The sequence below is a fragment of the Pseudomonas sp. B21-009 genome, assembly GCF_024749345.1.
GTDB lineage: Bacteria > Pseudomonadota > Gammaproteobacteria > Pseudomonadales > Pseudomonadaceae > Aquipseudomonas.
Window position 1 is genome coordinate 883,774 of the sequence record NZ_CP087199.1, and the last position, 16,043, is coordinate 899,816.

Sequence of the window (16,043 nt, forward strand, 5' to 3'; positions counted from 1 at the left end):
CGGCAATTGTCTTCAAATGTGCTGTTTAACCCGCTAGTCTGCGCTGATCCGTACTGCCGACGATTCCCTAACTAAAAACGAGCCGGCCATGACTGATCTGTCCCGTACGCAAGGGTTCGCCAGCCAGGCCATGAGCGTCCTGGAGGGCCGTTTCTTTCGCCCGCCGCTGCCCGAAGGCCATGTGCCGCGGGCGCGCTTGTGTCAGCGTTTGCAGGCGGGGCTCGGCGGGCGCTTGCTGCTGGTCAATGCACCGGCGGGTTTCGGTAAAAGTTCGTTGGCGGTGGAGTTCTGCCAGGGCCTGCCCAACCACTGGAGCAGCCTCTGGCTGGGTTTGAGCCGGCGCGACAACGACCCCGGGCGCTTCCTCGAGCGCCTGCTCGAAGGCTTGCAGCAATACTGCCCGGCCCTCGGCGGCCAGGCCCTGGGCTTGCTGAAGATGCGCCAGCGGCACCAGCCGTTTGCCTTCGAAGAGTGGCTCGACGGCCTGCTCGATGAACTGGCCCGTCACCTGCAGCCACACAACCCCTTGCTACTGGTGCTCGACGACTACCACCTGGCCCAGGGGCCGGTGCTTGACCGCTGCCTGCAGTTTTTCCTCAATCACCTGCCGCCCGGCCTGGTGTTGCTGGTCACCAGCCGCCAGCGGCCGGACTGGCACCTGGCGCGCCTGCGTCTGTCGCGCCAGTTGCTTGAACTCAACGAGCAGGACCTGCGCCTGACCACCGATGAGTCCCTCGCCGTGCTGGGCCAGCAACCGACGGTGTTGCGCGGCCAGGCGCTGGACAACCTGATCCAGCGCAGCGATGGCTGGGTCGCCGGCTTGCGTTTCTGGCTGCTGGCGGCCAACGAGGCCGGTGCCGACAGCGCCTTGCCCCAGGCCCTGCACGGTGGCGAGGGGCTGATTCGCGACTACCTGCTTGAAGAAGTCATCGAGATGCTGCCCGCCGAAGTGCAAGGCTTTCTCTACGACACCGCCTGCCAGGAGCGCTTTTGCGCCGAGCTTTGCGATGCCCTGCGCGAAAGCCACGACAGCGCCGAGATTCTCCGTTACCTGCAGGCCCACCAGGTGTTCCTGGTGCCGCTGGACGAACATGGGCGGTGGTTTCGCTATCACCATTTGTTCTCCGACCTGCTGCGCACCCGTCAGGCCAGCCTGCCGCTGTCGAGCCTGCATTTGCGCGCCTGTCGCTGGTTCCATGGCCAGGGCCTGCTCGATGAAGCCGTTGAGCAGGCCTTGCGCGCCGGCCACCTGGACGTGGCCGCCAACCTGGTGCAGAACCTCTCCGAAGAGCAACTGCTGGCCGAGCAGAACGTCGGCATGCTGCTGCGCTGGAAGATGGACCTGCCCGACAGCCTGCTGATCAGCACACCGCGGCTGATCGTGCTGTATAGCTGGGCCCTGGGCCTGGCCGGGCAGCTGGATGCCGCCGAAGAACTGGCTAGCCACCTGAGCCGCTTCTTGCCGGCGCCTTCGGCCACCGCACAGAAATCCATGCTCGCTCAGTGGCTGGCGCTCAGCGGGGTGATCGCCCGTGGTCGCGGCGACCGCCAGCGTACCCTCGAATATTGCTCCGAAGCGCTGCACAGCTTGCCGTTCAAGCGTTACGGGCAGCGCCTGGTGTGCCTCTCGACATTGTCCAACCTGGCCATCGCCGATGCCGATTTCTGGCGTGCCCGTGGCTGGAATCGCGAAGCACTGGAGCTGGCCCAGCGGGTCGGCAACCCGTTGTTCGAAGCCCTGGCCCATTACGACCGGGCACGGGTGCTGCACGCCCGTGGCGAGGTGTTGCGCGCCCTCGATGAAGTGCGCCAGGGCCTGCAGCGCCTGCAGGGTTTGTCGGCGCAACGGTTGTACGCGGCGCGGGCACGCCTGACCCTGTACGAAGGCTATCTGCTGGCGGCCCGGCTGCAACCGGAGGCCGGCCGCAGTCGCCTGCGGGCCGGGTTGATCGAGGCGCGCGCCTGTCGCGATATCAGCGTACTGATCGGCCACTGCGTGATCGCTTCGCTCGATGGCCGTGAAGGGCGCTTTGCCGAAGCCTTTGCCGAGCTTGCTGAAGCCGAACGGCTGATGCACATCTGGGACGTCCCGCCGATTTTCTATCTGGCGATGATCACCCTGGTCAAATGCGAGCTGTGGCTGGCCCAGGGGCGCACCGACCTGGCCGAATCCTGGCTGCTGCGCCTGGGCCAGACCTACGGGGGCGAGCAGGCGGCTGCCGCCCCGGAGTTCCACCCGTTGCTGCCGCTGCATATCGAATTGCAGCAGGCCTTGCTCGAACGCACCCAGGGCCGCCTGGAACAGGCCGGGCGGCGCTTGCAGGCACTGGTGGAGCGCGGCCAGGCCAGTGGCGGGCAGATGCTTTGCGTTACTGCGCTGTGCCAGTGGACGTTGCTGCTGCTGGCCAACAACAACGAAGCCCAGGCGCGCGGCCTGCTGGCGCTGGCGCTCGATTCCGCGCGCGGCGGCGTCCTGCAGCCGTTCCAGCGGCTGTTGCAGGATCACCCGCAATGGCTGCGCGAGCAGTTGCTGCTGCAACCCCAGGGGCCTGCGCAAAGCAGCTTGCTGGCGCTGTTGCCCGCGCTTGAATCGACTGAAGCGGGCGGTAGCGGCGAGGCCTTGAGCGCCCGGGAAATGGCTGTGCTCGAACTGATCGCCCAGGGCTGCTCGAACCAGGAAATCAGCGAGCGCCTGTTCATCTCCCTGCACACGGTGAAAACCCACGCCAGCCATATCAACAGCAAGCTCGGCGTCGAGCGACGCACCCAGGCGGTGGCCCGGGCCAAGGCATTAGGCATGCTGCACTAGCTTTGACTCGGCGGTGAACATCCTCGATGATGGCGCAATGCCATTATTTGTTCCGTTGCTGGTACTTGCGTCCAGCAAATATGCGCTCTGTACGCCTCAAGCTATCGCCCTGTGTGGCCGATACTCTGCGAGTGCGGCCCGATTAAGCGCCGCAGCGAATCTACCCGCGAAGCCGAGCCTGTCCGTGAAGGTGTCTCTGCGTCTATTTTTTTATTTGCCATGACAGGTTTCGTGGATGCAGGTCTACAGCCAGAAAAGCTTTCTGATCGTCGATGATTTCTCCGATTTTCGCAGTTCGGCCCGCTCGATGCTGCGCGAGCTTGGCGTGCGTGATGTCGATACCGCCGACAGCGGCGAACAGGCGCTGCGCATGTGTGCGCAAAAACGCTATGACTTCATTCTTCAGGATTTCCACCTGGGTGATGGCAAGAAGAATGGCCAGCAGGTGCTCGAAGACCTGATCCTCGACAAGCTGATCAGCCATGAGTGTGTGTTCCTCATGGTCACCGCCGAAAGCAGCCAGGCGATTGTCCTCAGTGCCCTGGAGCATGAGCCCGACGCTTACCTGACCAAGCCGTTCAACCGCATCGGCCTGGCCCAGCGCCTGGAAAAACTGGTGCAGCGCAAGACCCTGCTCAAGCCGATCCTCCAGGCCCTGGACCGCGGCCGCCCGGCCGAGGTGCTGGCGGCCTGCGCCGAGCTGTGCAAGAAGGACCCGCGCTTCGCCCCGCTGTGCCTGCGCTACCGCGCCGATGCTCTGCGCGACCTGAACCGCTTCGATGAGCTGGAGAAATTCCTCACCACCATCATCGCCAGCCGGGCCACGCCCTGGGCCTATGCCGCCCTTGGCGGCCTGCTGTACAAGCGCAACCAGCTGACCCAGGCCCAGGGTGTGTACGAGCAGGCGCTCAAGGCCTTCCCGATGATGCCCGGCCTGTACGACGGCCTGGCCGAAGTGCTGGTGGCCCAGGGCGAAAGCAAGCGTGCCCAGGGTGTGCTGGAAGAGGCCGTGCGCCTCTCGCCCCTGGCTGTGCGCCGGCAGATGATGCTGGGCAAGCTGGCCCTGAGCAACGATGACTACGACACTTCGTCCAAGGCCTACCGGCATGCGGTCAACCAGGGCCAGAGCTCGCGCTACAAAGACCCGGAAAGCAACCTCGGGCTGGTCCAGGCATTGATGAACAAGAACGCCGGCAACGGCCTGGATGCGCGCACCCGGGTCGAGATCAACACGGTGCTCAGCGAAGTGGCCAAGGAGAACGTCGAAGACCAGGGCCTGCAGGTGCGTGCGCGGCTGATGAAAGCCGCCAGCCTGCAGCAGGCCGGCGACGCCGAAACCGCCGCGAAACTGACCGAGCAGGCCATGGCCCGGCTGGAGAAGATGGACCAGTTCTTCTCGGTCGAGGCGGCGCTGGTGGTGGCTACGCAATTGCAGAAACTCGGCCAGGAATCTGCCGGTACCGCGATTCTCAAGGGCTGCGTGGAAACCTACGGTGACGACCCTAAGGTCATGCAGAGCGTGGCGCAACTGACCGATGACCCGAGCGTGCTCGGCGCGGTGACCGAAGCGGTCGACCTCAACCGCCAGGGCGTGCGCAGCTACCAGGCCGGCCAGCTCAGCGAAGCCCTGGCGCAGTTCCGCCGGGCACTGACGCTGCAGCCGAAGAACATCAGTATCGCCCTCAACACCGCCCAGGCGCTGTTGCGCATCGGTGGTGAGACACCGCCACCGGCGATCATGGACGAATGCCGCGCGTGCCTGGGCAGCGTCACCGGCATCCCGAAAAGCGATAACCGTTATGATCGCTACCGCAAACTGCACATCCGGGCTTTCGGCGCATGAACCAGGACAACCAGGGGCTGGATTTCTCGACGGTGATCGCCTCCACCGTGCACGACATGAAAAACTCCCTCGCCGCCTTGACCCAGGCCCACAGCCAGTGGCTGGCGCGCCTGCCCGAGGCCCTGCGCAGCGGCAGCGAGCAAGGGGTGATGGAGCATGAGTTCAGCCACCTCAACGGCATGCTGGTGCAGTTGCTGGGGCTGTACAAACTGGGCGTCAACCAATTGCCCATGTGCCCCGACTACCACGAGCTCGACGACTTCATCGAAGCCCAGCTGGCGGCCCAGCAGAACCTGCTGCAGCATCGCGACATCCTCGCCAGCTGGCGCATCGAAACGGCCAGCCCGCTGGGCTTTTTCGACCGTGAACTGGTCGGTTCGGTGGTCGCCAACATCCTCAACAACGCCATTCGCTACGCTGGCCACACCTTGCTGATCAGCATCAATGACGAGGGCGAGCAACTGGTGCTGAGCATCAACGATGACGGCCCGGGCTTCCCGGCGCGCATGCTCGAGCGCCAGCAGGAATATGTGCAGGGTATCGATGGCCAGAGCGGCAGTACCGGCCTGGGTTTGTACTTTGCCGCACGGATTGCCGGCCTGCATGAGCGCAACGGGGTCAAAGGGCGGATCGAGATTGCCAACGGCGGGGTCCTGGGCGGCGGACTGTTCAGGCTTTACCTGCCTTGATCAACAGTGCCTGGGCAAACCTGAGGCAATGAGCTGCGACCGCCATTTGGCGGTCACAGCCCTGATGCTCACATACCAAGCAGATCAGGAAGCACCAGCGAGATCCAGGGCACATAGGTGACCAGAATCAGGAAGCCGACCAATAACGTCAGCCAAGGCATTGCCGCGCGCACGGTTGCCGTCAGCGGCATTCCGGTTACCGCCGAGGTGACGAACAGGTTCAGGCCGACCGGCGGGGTGATCAAGCCGATCTCCAGATTGACCACCATGATGATGCCCAGGTGAATCGGGTCGATGCCCAGTTTCATAGCGATCGGGAACAGGATCGGGGCCAGGATCAGGATGATCGCCGATGGCTCCATGAAGGCACCGGCCACCAGCAGCACGATGTTCACCACCAGCAAGAACGTCACCGGCGTCAGCCCGGCTTCGATTACCCAGGTGGTGATTTGTTGCGGTAGCTGTTCGGTGGTCAGGACGTGGGCGAAGAGCATCGCGTTGGCAATGATGAACATCAGCATGATGCTCAGTTTTGCCGACTCCAGCAGCACCTTGGGCGCTTCCTTGAACGACATGTCACGGTACACGAACAAGGCGATGAAGGCCGAGTACACCGCAGCGACCGCCGCCGCTTCAGTCGGGGTGAACATACCGCTGTAGATGCCGCCGAGGATGATCACCATCAGCAACAGACCCCAGACGGCCTTGCGGGCGGCACTGAGCCATTCCCTGAAAGTGGCACGGGGCAGGGCTGGCAGGTTCTTTTTCACCGCCACGATGTAGATGGCGATCATCAGGATCAAGCCCAGCATCAAGCCTGGTACTACGCCGGCCATGAACAGTTTGCCTACCGAGGTTTCGGTGGCGGCGGCATACACCACCATCACGATCGACGGTGGGATGAGGATACCCAGGGTGCCGGCGTTGCAGATGATGCCGGCGCCGAAGGCTTGTGGATAACCGGACCGAACCATCCCGGCAATCGCAATCGAGCCGACCGCAGCCACGGTTGCCGGGCTAGAACCTGACAGTGCGGCGAACAGTACGCAGGCTAATACGGCGGCAATCGCCAGACCTCCGCGAATGTGTCCGACACAGGTATTGGCAAAGTCAATCAGGCGCCGAGCCACGCCACCGGTGGTCATGAACGCCCCGGCCAGGAGAAAGAACGGAATTGCCAGCAAGGTGTAGTGTTCCGAGGTCTCGAACAACTTGATCGCCAGCGAGCGAACCGAGTCCTGGCTGAACAGCATGATAGTCAGCGAGCCGGAGAGCCCCAGGGAAATGGCAATGGGGACGCCGATGAACATCAGGGCGAAGAGGGTGACGAAGAGAAAGAGGATGGTCATCGCTTGTCGTCCTCATGCTCGGCCAGTTTCAGCGCATCCGCCGCTTCGTCGGCCAACCCCAAACCGGTCTGGCGGTGCTGGAGTATTCGTACCAGGATTTCGGTGAAACGGATGAACACCAGGGCAAAGCCCACCGGTACGATCAGGCCAACTTGCCACTGCATGATGCCGAAGTGACCCAGGTCCTCGGCGCCAATACCGGCATTGAACAGGGTTTGAATCCACTCGAAACTGGCGATGCTCAGCAAGCCGGCATAACCGAGGCAGCACAGACAGGCAAGCATGCCGAGTAGCCGTTGAACCGGCTTGCTGGCCAGTTTTACCAAGGCGTCGACACCAATGTGCCCGGCCACGCGCACGCCATAGGACAGGCCGAAAAAAATCAGCCAGCCGAACAGCGCCTTGGTCAGGGCATTGCTCCAGGTCATCGACTGGGCGGCGTCCATCACATGGTCGCCTATGCTGTTGAACAGGTCGGCCGCACCGGGCCAGCGCTCGGCAAGGCTGTAGAACAGGGTGTAGAGGTTGTTGAGGATGACGTAGACGAAGGTCACCAAGGTCATGGCGGCCAGTAGGAAGACGATAAAGCCCTCCTCGAAATGTTCCCAGATACGCCGTAAGGCATTCATGCGTATTCTCCGATGTGTAGCGGTCACAGCTGCCGCCGTGGCGGCGGCAACTGTCTGCGGGCTTACTGCGCCTGGTTGGCCGCCTCGGCTGCCTGGATCAGCTCGGCACCGATTTCACCTTCGAATTTTTTCCACACCGGCTTCATCGCCGTTCGCCATTGCTCGCGTTGCTCAGGCGTGAGCGTAATGATCTCGGTGGTCTTGGCCGCAATGATGCGTTCCTTGTCGCCCTGGTTGAGCGCCTCGGCTTCTTTGTTCACGTGCTGGGTGACTTCGCTGATGATTTTCTCAAGCTCTGGCTTCACATCGGCTGGCAGGCCGTTCCAGAACTTGGTGTTGGTGATCAGCATGTAGTCGAGCACGCCATGATTGGACTCAGTGATGTACTTTTGCACTTCGTGCATTTTCTGGCTGTAGATGTTCGAGTAGGGGTTTTCCGCACCATTGACCACACCGGTCTGCAAGCCCTGGTAGACCTCGGCAAAACTCATTTTGCGCGGGTTGGCACGCACCGCCTTGAACTGCTCTTCCAGCACTGCCGAAGCCTGCACGCGGAATTTCAGACCGCGGGCATCTGCGGGAACGTGCAAGGCCTTGTTGGCCGACAATTGCTTCATACCGTTGTGCCAATAAGCCAGGCCGGTGATGTTCTTGTCCTCCATGGACTTGAGCAGGCCCTGGCCGGCGGGGCTCATCTGAAAGCGGTCCACGGCGTGGATGTCGTTGAACAGGAAGGGCAGGTCAAACAGTTGAACCTTCTTGGTGTACTGCTCGAATTTGGCCAGCGACGGCGCAATGATCTGTACATCGCCCAGCAGCAGTGCCTCCATTTCCTTGCCATCACCGAACAGCGACGAGTTGGGGTAGACATCGACCTTGACCTTGCCTGGCAGGCGCTCTTCCACCAGCTTCTTGAACATGATTGCGCCCTGGCCCTTGGGCGTTGAGTCGGCAACAACATGGGAAAACTTGATGGTAATCGGGTCAGCGGCCTGGGCCCAGCCAGCGGCCGAAAGGGTCAGCGCACAAACCAGTGCCTTGAGTGAGGGAGTGAACATCCTGATTCTTCCTTTTTTTGTTGTAATGCTGCACTTTGCGCTGACGCGCGCAGGCAGGTTGACCCCGGCAAGTCTAGGTGGCTATTCAGAGATTGCTTTGTGCAAGATCAATGTCTGGTGAACTGCAAGGCACCTGTGCGTCTGCCAGGTCGATGGCCGGGGCTGGCCAACAGGCAGAAATGAGGTTAAGAAGTGGCATCGCTTCAGTGCCCCCACTATTTTCCGGTAACCCCATGCACGTTGCTCAACCCCAGCTAATCCGCGAAACCTTCCCCGTCGGCCCGCTGCAGTGCAATTGCACGATCATCGGCGACCCGATCAGCAAAAAGGCCATCGTCGTTGACCCGGGCGGCAACCCCGAGCAGATCCTCGCCCGCCTTGATGCCCATGGCCTCAAGGTGGTGAGCATCATCCATACCCACGCGCACCTGGATCACTTCCTCGCCTCCGGGCAGTTGAAGGAGATGACCGGCGCCACCTTGCACCTGCACAAGGACGACCAGTTCCTCTGGGACAACCTGGAAATGCAGTGTCAGATGTTCGGCGTGCCCTACACCCCGGTTCCGCCGCCGGACCGCTGGCTGGCCGACGACGAAGAGCTGGCCTGCGGCTGTGGCGTGGCCTTGCACACGCCGGGGCACACACCGGGCTCGATGAGCTTCTGGTTCGCCGAGGCCAAGCTGTTGATTGCAGGCGATACGCTTTTTCGTCGTGGGATTGGTCGCACCGATTTGTGGGGTGGCGACCAGGCGACTATCGTTCGTTCCATCAAGCAGCGCCTGTACAGCCTGGATGAAGAGGCTACGGTGGTCACCGGCCATGGCCCGGACACCCGCCTGGGGGATGAGATGCGCCAGAACCCGTTTGTGCGCGCCTGAGATTCCAGGGAATTTTTCTGCTTTGCTGCAATCCAAGGCTGGCATAGATCCGAATCAGATCCGCTGCACTTTCGAATTACAGTAGGAGCTTGTCCATGTTCACCATGCGTCGTTTGATTATCGTCGCTACCGCTGCCGCGCTGATGTCCGGGTGCGCCAGCCCCAACCCGTATGACAGCCAGGGTCAGGCGCAGCAGGGTTCCACAGGGATGAGCAAAACCGCCAAGTACGGCGGCCTGGGTGCGCTGGCCGGTGCCATCGCGGGCGCCGCCATCGACCATAACAACCGCGGCAAGGGTGCGCTGATCGGCGCTGCCGCCGTCGGTGCTGCCGCAGCAGGTTATGGCTACTACGCCGACAAACAGGAAGCCGAATTGCGTGCAAGCATGGCCAACACCGGTGTCGAGGTGCAGCGCCAGGGCGACCAGATCAAACTGATCATGCCGGGTAACATCACCTTTGCCACCGACTCGGCCAACATCGCGCCGAGCTTCTACTCGCCGCTGAACAACCTGGCAAACTCCTTCAAGCAGTTCAACCAGAACACCATTGAAGTGGTCGGCTACACCGACAGCACCGGCAGCCGCCAGCACAACATGGACCTGTCCCAGCGTCGTGCACAATCGGTGGTTACCTACCTGACTTCCCAGGGCGTCGATGGCAGCCGCGTCAGCGCCCGCGGCCTGGGCCCGGACCAGCCGATCGCCAGCAACGCCGACGCCAACGGCCGCGCGCAGAACCGTCGGGTAGAGGTCAACCTCAAGCCGATTCCTGGGCAGCAGTACCAGTAACTTGAGGGTGTAAAAAAGGGGAGCCAGGCTCCCCTTTTTTTTGTGCCTGTAACGGCCTCATCGCTAGCAAACCAGCTCCCACAGAGGCCTGGCTAGCATCCTGCAACAGCCTTGTGCTGGTGGTTTGAGTGTCCTAGGACCTATCCTACGAATTCTGTCGCCCTGCAGAGGATTGCTCCGGGGGAAGTACGCCACTAGGCTCACCGGGTCGCTGAAGTATCAGCGATCGGGTTTGGCGACCCGAGTACATCATTCTGCTTCCATGACGTCAGTCGTTATGGCAGTTGTGCGCGGGAGGGCTTCGGCCCTGCCGGGTTGTCCTGATGTCTCGGTTCGCCAACCTGCGTACAGCTGCCACCATTTCTGTTTGGCGACAGAGGTGGTGCAGCTCCCTTCACATCAGGAGCTTCCTCATGAAAAAGATCGTTCCAGACCCACCTGAATTCCACCTTCTCGAAACCACAGAAACCCCATTCGGCCTCTGCGATGTCGGTCATCCACAGTTATTCGCCGTGCGCGCCGGGGTCAATGTCGAAGATGCGCTGGTGCATGCATCGCTGTATTTGAAGTGCGCGAGCCTGACCGGGCCGCTGGCGGTTGAGCATACCCGTGAGCCGGGGCGAGGGCTTCTTCAGGCGACCCTGCATTCCCATGAAATGGCCAAGGCATTGATCGATGCCTTGCTCGATGGGCTGGAGAGCCGGGCAATCAAGGCTTGAGGCGGCTGATCGCGGGGCAAGCCCGCTCCCACAGAGACAGCACAAATCCTGTGGGAGCGGCGGTGCGACGTCTCGACTTGACCCGCGATTTACTTAGCTTGGGCTTTTGGTGGTGACTTTCAGCACATCGGTAAACACGATGACCACAGACTGGCCGACCTCGAGATTCTTCATGCGCTCCTGAAGTTCAGGGTCTTCGACCTTCACGACCCTTTGCGGGCCTTCAGGCGGCATCAGCGTGACTTCGTGGGTTTTCAGGTCAATCTTGGTGATCTTCGAGGTGACCTTGATCTGCCGGAACGCCTCACCACCCGGGTTGGGGTTGTCCTTGGTGGCACGGATGACGCCAGCGTCCTTGCTGATGCCCGGGGCCTTGGTAAGGTCGGTTTCGAGTACGGTAGCAACCGAGCGGTTGACGGTGATGTTGACCAGGTCGCCGACCTTGAGGTTATGCAGGTCCTTGGCCTGTTCGCTCAGCTGAATCGGCACCTCGGAGTTCTTAGGGCCAGCCACTGTAACGATGCGCTTGTCATGGTCGATGGCAAGGACTTTGGTATCCACCATATCTTGTGTAGCGACAGCGTCGATCAGGATGTCTTCTGCCTGCACCGTGAAACTGGCTGCAGACAGAAGCGAAACGACAGCAACAGCATGGGCGAAGCGGCGCAGCGGTTTCATAGGCTTACGTTCCTTGTGATTGCTAGTGAAATCATCGTAGGAAGTGAGCATAGATGCTGTCTGGCAAATTACCCGTCGGCGTTTTGTCGCAGCCGTTCGAGCAGGGCGTCCTTGTCGCTCCACAGCTGGTTGATCCATTGCTGGAAAGCCAGGCGGTAGGTTTCATCCTGGTCGTAGTTCCTGCCCAGGAACTCGGCCGGAATCGCCAGCTCCTCGAAGTGCACGACAATGTGCCTGACCCGCCCGCACAACAAGTCCCAGAACCCTGGCGCACCGTTCGGATAATGAATGGTGACATTGACGATCGACTGCAATTGCTCGCCCATGGCATCAAGCACAAAGGCAATGCCGCCGGCCTTGGGCTTGAGCAGGTGCTTGAACGGTGACTGCTGCTGGCGATGCTTGGCTGCGGTGAAGCGCGTGCCTTCGGCGAAGTTGAAGATCGCCGTCGGCTTGCCGCGGAATTTGGCGCAGGTGCGGCGAGTGGTTTCCAGGTCTTTGCCGGCCTTTTCCGGGTGCTTGGCCAGGTACGCCTTGGAATAGCGCTTCATGAACGGGAAGCCCAGCGCCCACCAGGCCAGGCCAATCACCGGCACCCAGATCAGCACCTGCTTGAGGAAGAACTTCAGCGGGCGGATACGCCGATTGAGCACGTATTGCAGCACCAGGATATCGACCCAGCTCTGGTGGTTACTGGTGACCAGGTAGCTGTGCTGGTAATCCAGCCCGGCCAGGCCCTCGACCTGCCAGCGGGCCTTGCCCAGCAGGTTGATCCAGGCATTGTTGTTGCTGATCCAGGCCTCGTGAATGTGGCGCATCAGTTCATCGGTGAGGCGCTGCGCCGCGGCGAACGGCAGCAACAGCTTGAACAGGCTGACGATGAACAGCGGGGTGCAGCAGACGATGGTGTTGAGCCCCAGCAGCAGCGAGGCGATAACCCCGCGCAGTGGCGCGGGTAGCAATCCGAGCATGTTCAACTATCCAGTGAGCGGTTGGCCTGAATGGCGGTCAGGGCGATGGTGTAGACGATGTCGTCGACCTGGGCGCCGCGCGGCAGGTCGTTGACCGGCTTGCGCAGGCCTTGCAGCATCGGCCCCAGGCTGACGCAATCGGCGCTGCGCTGCACGGCCTTGTGGGTGGTGTTGCCGGTGTTCAGGTCGGGGAACACGAATACCGTGGCGCGGCCAGCCACCTGGCTGTTGGGCGCCAGTTGCCGGGCGATCTCCAGGTTGGCGGCGGCATCGTATTGCAACGGGCCATCGATCAGCAGGCCGCGCTGGGTTTCCTGGGCCAGCAGGGTGGCTTCGCGGACCTTCTCGACCTCTTCGCCAGTGGCCGAATCACCGCTGGAGTAGCTGATCATCGCCACCCGCGGGGCAATGCCGAAGGCTGCGGCGGAATCGGCGCTCTGCAGGGCGATTTCCGCCAGTTCATTGGCCGTCGGGTGCGGGTTCATCACGCAGTCGCCGTACACCAGCACCTGCTCGGGAAAAAGCATGAAGAACACCGATGACACCAGGCTGCAGCCGGGGGCGGTCTTGATCAGTTGCAGGGCCGGGCGGATGGTGTTGGCGGTGGAGTGCACCAGGCCCGAGACCAGGCCGTCGACCTCGTCCAGGGCGAGCATCATGGTGCCGATCACCACCGGGTCTTCCAGTTGTTGCTCGGCCATCGGTGCATTGAGGCTTTTGCTCTTGCGCAGGCTGACCATTGGCTCGACGTAGCGCTCGCGGATCAGGTCCGGGTCAAGAATCTCCAGGCCCTCGGGCAAGGTGATGCCCTGGGCGCGGGCCACGGCCTGGACGTCGTCGGGCTTGGCCAGTAACACGCAGCGGGCGATGCCGCGAGCCTGGCAGATGGCGGCGGCCTGCACGGTCATCGGTTCTGCGCCTTCGGGCAGGACGATGCGTTTGTTGGCCTGCTGGGCGCGCTGGATCAACTGGTAGCGAAACACCGCTGGTGACAGGCGCAGTTCGCGCGGGGTGCCGCAGCGCTGGTGCAGCCAGTCGGCGTCCAGGTAGCTGGCGACGAAATCGGTGATCAGCTCGGCGCGCTCACGGTCATCCACCGGGATTTCCTTGTTCAGGCCGTTGAGCTGGTTAGCGGTGTCGTAGGAGCCGGTGCTCACCGAGAGGATCGGCAAGCCGGCCAGCAGCGCGCCCTGGCACAGTTCGAGGATGCGCGGGTCGGGCTTGCTGTCGCTGGTCAGCAGCAGGCCGGCCAGCGGTACGCCGTTGATCGCCGCCAGGCTCACGGCGAGGATGATGTCGTCGCGATCACCCGGCGTCACCACCAGGGTGCCGGGCTTGAGCAGCGGCACGGTGTTGGCCACGGTCCGGGCACAGATGATGATCTTGTTCATGCGCCGGGTTTCGTAGTCACCGGCGTTGAGCACCTGGGCACCGAGCAGCTCGGCGACGTCGCGGGTGCGCGGGTCGTTGAGGCCGGCCTGGAACGGGATGCAGCCGAGCAGGCGGAAGTCGCCGCCACGCAGCAGCGGCGAATGCTCGGTCAGGCGCGCGGCGAAGGCGTTCATGTCTTCGTCGGTGCGCACCTTGTTGAGGATCACCCCAAGCACTTTCGGGTCGCGCGGGCCGCCGAACAACTGGGCCTGCAGCTCGACGCGCCCGGACAGCTCGGTGAGCACTTCGTTTTCCGGCGCCGAGACCAGGATCACCTCGGCATCCAGGCTCTTGGCCAGGTGCAGGTTGACCCGCGCGGCGTAGCTGGCGTGGCGGGTCGGGACCATGCCTTCGACCACTACCACGTCCTTGCCGACGCAGGCCTGCTGGTACAGGGTGATGATCTCCTCGAGCAGTTCATCCAGCTGGCCATCGCCGAGCATGCGCTCGACATGGGCCAGGCTCAGCGGCTGGGGCGGCTTCAGGCCATGGGTGCGGGCAACCAGTTCGGTGGAGCGTTCCGGGCCGGTATCGCCCGGGTGCGGCTGGGCGATCGGCTTGAAGAAGCCGACCTTGAGGCCGGCGCGCTCCAGGGTGCGCACCAGGCCCAGGCTGATCGAAGTCAGGCCGACCCCAAAGTCGGTCGGCGCGATAAAAAATGTCTGCATGCGAGCTTCTCGAAATGAGCTGTGCAAAGAATCAATTGCCAAGGGTAGCGCTATCGGCCCCCTGAGCGCACCAGCCACAGGCAAATGCCTGGCCGATGCGTTGCTGGCGTTGCTCGGGGTCGAGCACCCAGCTGCGTGATTGCCAGGGCGGCTGGTGGCGCAGGTGCTGGGTGTGTCCGCACGACAGCTCGACCACCCAGTGGCCGTCCTCGTCCTGATGGAAACCCAGCACCTGGCTGAAGTATCCGGCAACCCGTTTGTCCGGGTTGCGTTCGCTTTCAGGCGATGCCTTGGTTACACTTGTTCGTTCTACATTCTTATGCAAAAGGTCTCGCCCCATGCTGATCGCCGCCAACAAGGCTGTCTCCATCGACTATACCCTCACCAACGACGCTGGTGAGGTCATCGACAGCTCCGCCGGCGGCGCTCCGCTGGTCTACCTGCATGGCGCAGGCAACATCATCCCGGGCCTGGAAAAAGCCCTGGAAGGCAAAACCACCGGTGACGAGCTGGAAGTCGCCGTCGAGCCGGAAGACGCCTACGGCGAATACCTGGCCGAGCTGGTCAGCACCCTGAACCGCAGCATGTTCGAAGGTGTCGACGAGCTGGAAGTGGGCATGCAGTTCCACGCTTCGGCGCCGGATGGCCAGATGCAGATCGTCACCATTCGCGACCTGGACGGCGACGACGTCACCGTTGATGGCAACCACCCACTGGCTGGCCAGCGCCTGAACTTCAAGGTCAAGGTCGTCGATGTTCGTGATGCCAGCGAAGAAGAAATCGCTCATCGCCACATCCATGGCGAAGGTGGCCATCACCACTGATTTTCTGCGCTAAGCTCAGAGAGTCGCGAAGGCGCCCGGGCAAGTCCGTCGCACTCCAGCAGGGGAAGACGGCTTGGCAGGGCGCCTTTTTAATGGGCTGGTTTTATTGATTGCAGCCCGCAGCGACAACCGGGATCTGGAAAGGGGAGTACGTCATGAGTGCATTTCACGACCTGAAGTTGCAGGCACTGGATGGCCAGGAGTTGCCTCTGGCGCCGTTCAAGGGCCAGGTGGTGCTGGTGGTCAATGTCGCCTCCAAGTGTGGCCTGACCCCGCAGTACGCGGCGCTGGAAAACCTCTATCAGCAGTACAAGGGCAAAGGCTTCAGCGTACTGGGCCTGCCGTGCAACCAGTTTGCCGGGCAGGAGCCGGGCACTGAAGAAGAAATCCAGAAGTTCTGCAGCCTGAATTACGGCGTGACCTTTCCGTTGGGCAGCAAGCTGGAGGTCAATGGTCATGACCGCCATCAGTTGTACCGTTTGCTGGCCGGTGAAGGTGCCGAGTTCCCTGGCGATATCACCTGGAACTTCGAGAAGTTTCTGGTTGGCAAGGACGGCCGGGTATTGGCGCGCTTCTCGCCGCGTACCGCGCCGGATGATCCGGCGGTGGTGCAGGCGATCGAGAAGGCCTTGGCCTGATCGGTTGATCGCGGGGCTAGCCCCGCGATGCTGTTTAATCACCCAGATCAATAGTACTGGGCCACCCG

15 protein-coding genes are annotated in these 16,043 nt (G+C 62.2%); 8 read left to right on the top strand and 7 right to left on the bottom strand.

The features are described from left to right. Positions 1-88: 88 nt before the first annotated feature. From LOY34_RS03950 to LOY34_RS03960, 3 genes are all read left to right on the top strand, one after another. Complete coding sequence (locus LOY34_RS03950; protein WP_093387958.1) at positions 89-2,809, top strand: LuxR C-terminal-related transcriptional regulator; 2,721 nt, start codon at positions 89-91, stop codon at positions 2,807-2,809. A 235-nt stretch (positions 2,810-3,044) separates the two neighbouring features. Beyond that, positions 3,045-4,652, top strand: coding sequence for a tetratricopeptide repeat-containing response regulator (locus LOY34_RS03955; protein ID WP_045196045.1), 1,608 nt, complete (start codon positions 3,045-3,047; stop codon positions 4,650-4,652). Beyond that, positions 4,649-5,341 (top strand): sensor histidine kinase KdpD, encoded by a 693-nt coding sequence (locus LOY34_RS03960; RefSeq protein ID WP_195885675.1) that lies wholly within the window; start codon positions 4,649-4,651, stop codon positions 5,339-5,341. Before LOY34_RS03955 ends, LOY34_RS03960 begins: the two co-directional genes overlap by 4 nt. Before the next feature lie 68 nt (positions 5,342-5,409). Here LOY34_RS03960 and dctM read toward each other — a convergent pair whose 3' ends face one another. From dctM to dctP, 3 genes are all read right to left on the bottom strand, one after another. Further along, positions 5,410-6,690, bottom strand: coding sequence for a C4-dicarboxylate TRAP transporter large permease protein DctM (gene dctM / locus LOY34_RS03965; RefSeq protein WP_093387964.1), 1,281 nt, complete (start codon positions 6,688-6,690; stop codon positions 5,410-5,412). Next, entirely contained in the window at positions 6,687-7,319 is a 633-nt protein-coding gene (locus tag LOY34_RS03970; protein WP_195885676.1) for a TRAP transporter small permease, read from the bottom strand. Before LOY34_RS03970 ends, dctM begins: the two co-directional genes overlap by 4 nt. A gap of 62 nt (positions 7,320-7,381) precedes the next feature. After that, positions 7,382-8,377: a C4-dicarboxylate TRAP substrate-binding protein DctP gene (dctP, locus tag LOY34_RS03975; protein ID WP_195885677.1), complete on the bottom strand. Its 996-nt coding sequence runs from the start codon at positions 8,375-8,377 to the stop codon at positions 7,382-7,384. A gap of 233 nt (positions 8,378-8,610) precedes the next feature. Here dctP and LOY34_RS03980 point away from each other — a divergent pair, with 233 nt between their 5' ends. The 3 genes from LOY34_RS03980 (at position 8,611) to LOY34_RS03990 (ending at position 10,765) form a co-directional block, all read left to right on the top strand. Further along, on the top strand, positions 8,611-9,255 hold the full coding sequence (locus tag LOY34_RS03980; protein ID WP_093387972.1) for an MBL fold metallo-hydrolase: 645 nt from the start codon (positions 8,611-8,613) through the stop codon (positions 9,253-9,255). Positions 9,256-9,350: 95 nt separating this feature from the next. Further along, positions 9,351-10,046 (top strand): OmpA family protein, encoded by a 696-nt coding sequence (locus LOY34_RS03985; protein WP_045196051.1) that lies wholly within the window; start codon positions 9,351-9,353, stop codon positions 10,044-10,046. 413 nt (positions 10,047-10,459) lie between these two features. Further along, positions 10,460-10,765, top strand: a complete 306-nt coding sequence (locus LOY34_RS03990; protein ID WP_082075422.1) for a DUF3077 domain-containing protein — start codon at positions 10,460-10,462, stop codon at positions 10,763-10,765. Positions 10,766-10,858: 93 nt separating this feature from the next. Here LOY34_RS03990 and LOY34_RS03995 read toward each other — a convergent pair whose 3' ends face one another. The 4 genes from LOY34_RS03995 to LOY34_RS04010 all read right to left on the bottom strand — a co-directional run bounded on the left by LOY34_RS03995 (position 10,859) and on the right by LOY34_RS04010 (position 14,883). Then, a complete protein-coding gene (locus tag LOY34_RS03995; protein WP_195885952.1) occupies positions 10,859-11,443 on the bottom strand; it encodes a hypothetical protein in 585 nt (194 codons plus the stop codon). Between the two features lie 68 nt (positions 11,444-11,511). Continuing rightward, a complete protein-coding gene (locus LOY34_RS04000) occupies positions 11,512-12,414 on the bottom strand; it encodes an acyltransferase (protein ID WP_045196055.1) in 903 nt (300 codons plus the stop codon). A gap of 2 nt (positions 12,415-12,416) precedes the next feature. Further along, a complete protein-coding gene (gene pta, locus LOY34_RS04005) occupies positions 12,417-14,513 on the bottom strand; it encodes a phosphate acetyltransferase (protein ID WP_045196057.1) in 2,097 nt (698 codons plus the stop codon). Positions 14,514-14,544: 31 nt separating this feature from the next. Further along, entirely contained in the window at positions 14,545-14,883 is a 339-nt protein-coding gene (locus tag LOY34_RS04010) for a DUF3565 domain-containing protein (protein WP_082075423.1), read from the bottom strand. On the opposite strand from LOY34_RS04010, the gene LOY34_RS04015 reads away from it, so the two are divergent. Continuing rightward, on the top strand, positions 14,852-15,337 hold the full coding sequence (locus LOY34_RS04015; protein ID WP_195885678.1) for a peptidylprolyl isomerase: 486 nt from the start codon (positions 14,852-14,854) through the stop codon (positions 15,335-15,337). The genes LOY34_RS04010 and LOY34_RS04015 overlap by 32 nt on opposite strands. Positions 15,338-15,492: 155 nt before the next feature. Beyond that, complete coding sequence (locus LOY34_RS04020) at positions 15,493-15,975, top strand: glutathione peroxidase (protein WP_045196062.1); 483 nt, start codon at positions 15,493-15,495, stop codon at positions 15,973-15,975. The last annotated feature ends 68 nt before the right edge of the window (positions 15,976-16,043 follow it).

Coding starts and splice junctions, on each gene's coding strand:
- LOY34_RS03950 (WP_093387958.1), top strand. CDS start 89: ATGACTGATCTGTCCCGTACGCAAGGGTTCGCCAGCCAGGCCATGAGC.
- LOY34_RS03955 (WP_045196045.1), top strand. CDS start 3,045: ATGCAGGTCTACAGCCAGAAAAGCTTTCTGATCGTCGATGATTTCTCC.
- LOY34_RS03960 (WP_195885675.1), top strand. CDS start 4,649: ATGAACCAGGACAACCAGGGGCTGGATTTCTCGACGGTGATCGCCTCC.
- dctM (WP_093387964.1), bottom strand. CDS start 6,690: ATGACCATCCTCTTTCTCTTCGTCACCCTCTTCGCCCTGATGTTCATC.
- LOY34_RS03970 (WP_195885676.1), bottom strand. CDS start 7,319: ATGAATGCCTTACGGCGTATCTGGGAACATTTCGAGGAGGGCTTTATC.
- dctP (WP_195885677.1), bottom strand. CDS start 8,377: ATGTTCACTCCCTCACTCAAGGCACTGGTTTGTGCGCTGACCCTTTCG.
- LOY34_RS03980 (WP_093387972.1), top strand. CDS start 8,611: ATGCACGTTGCTCAACCCCAGCTAATCCGCGAAACCTTCCCCGTCGGC.
- LOY34_RS03985 (WP_045196051.1), top strand. CDS start 9,351: ATGTTCACCATGCGTCGTTTGATTATCGTCGCTACCGCTGCCGCGCTG.
- LOY34_RS03990 (WP_082075422.1), top strand. CDS start 10,460: ATGAAAAAGATCGTTCCAGACCCACCTGAATTCCACCTTCTCGAAACC.
- LOY34_RS03995 (WP_195885952.1), bottom strand. CDS start 11,443: ATGAAACCGCTGCGCCGCTTCGCCCATGCTGTTGCTGTCGTTTCGCTT.
- LOY34_RS04000 (WP_045196055.1), bottom strand. CDS start 12,414: ATGCTCGGATTGCTACCCGCGCCACTGCGCGGGGTTATCGCCTCGCTG.
- pta (WP_045196057.1), bottom strand. CDS start 14,513: ATGCAGACATTTTTTATCGCGCCGACCGACTTTGGGGTCGGCCTGACT.
- LOY34_RS04015 (WP_195885678.1), top strand. CDS start 14,852: ATGCTGATCGCCGCCAACAAGGCTGTCTCCATCGACTATACCCTCACC.
- LOY34_RS04010 (WP_082075423.1), bottom strand. CDS start 14,883: ATGGAGACAGCCTTGTTGGCGGCGATCAGCATGGGGCGAGACCTTTTG.
- LOY34_RS04020 (WP_045196062.1), top strand. CDS start 15,493: ATGAGTGCATTTCACGACCTGAAGTTGCAGGCACTGGATGGCCAGGAG.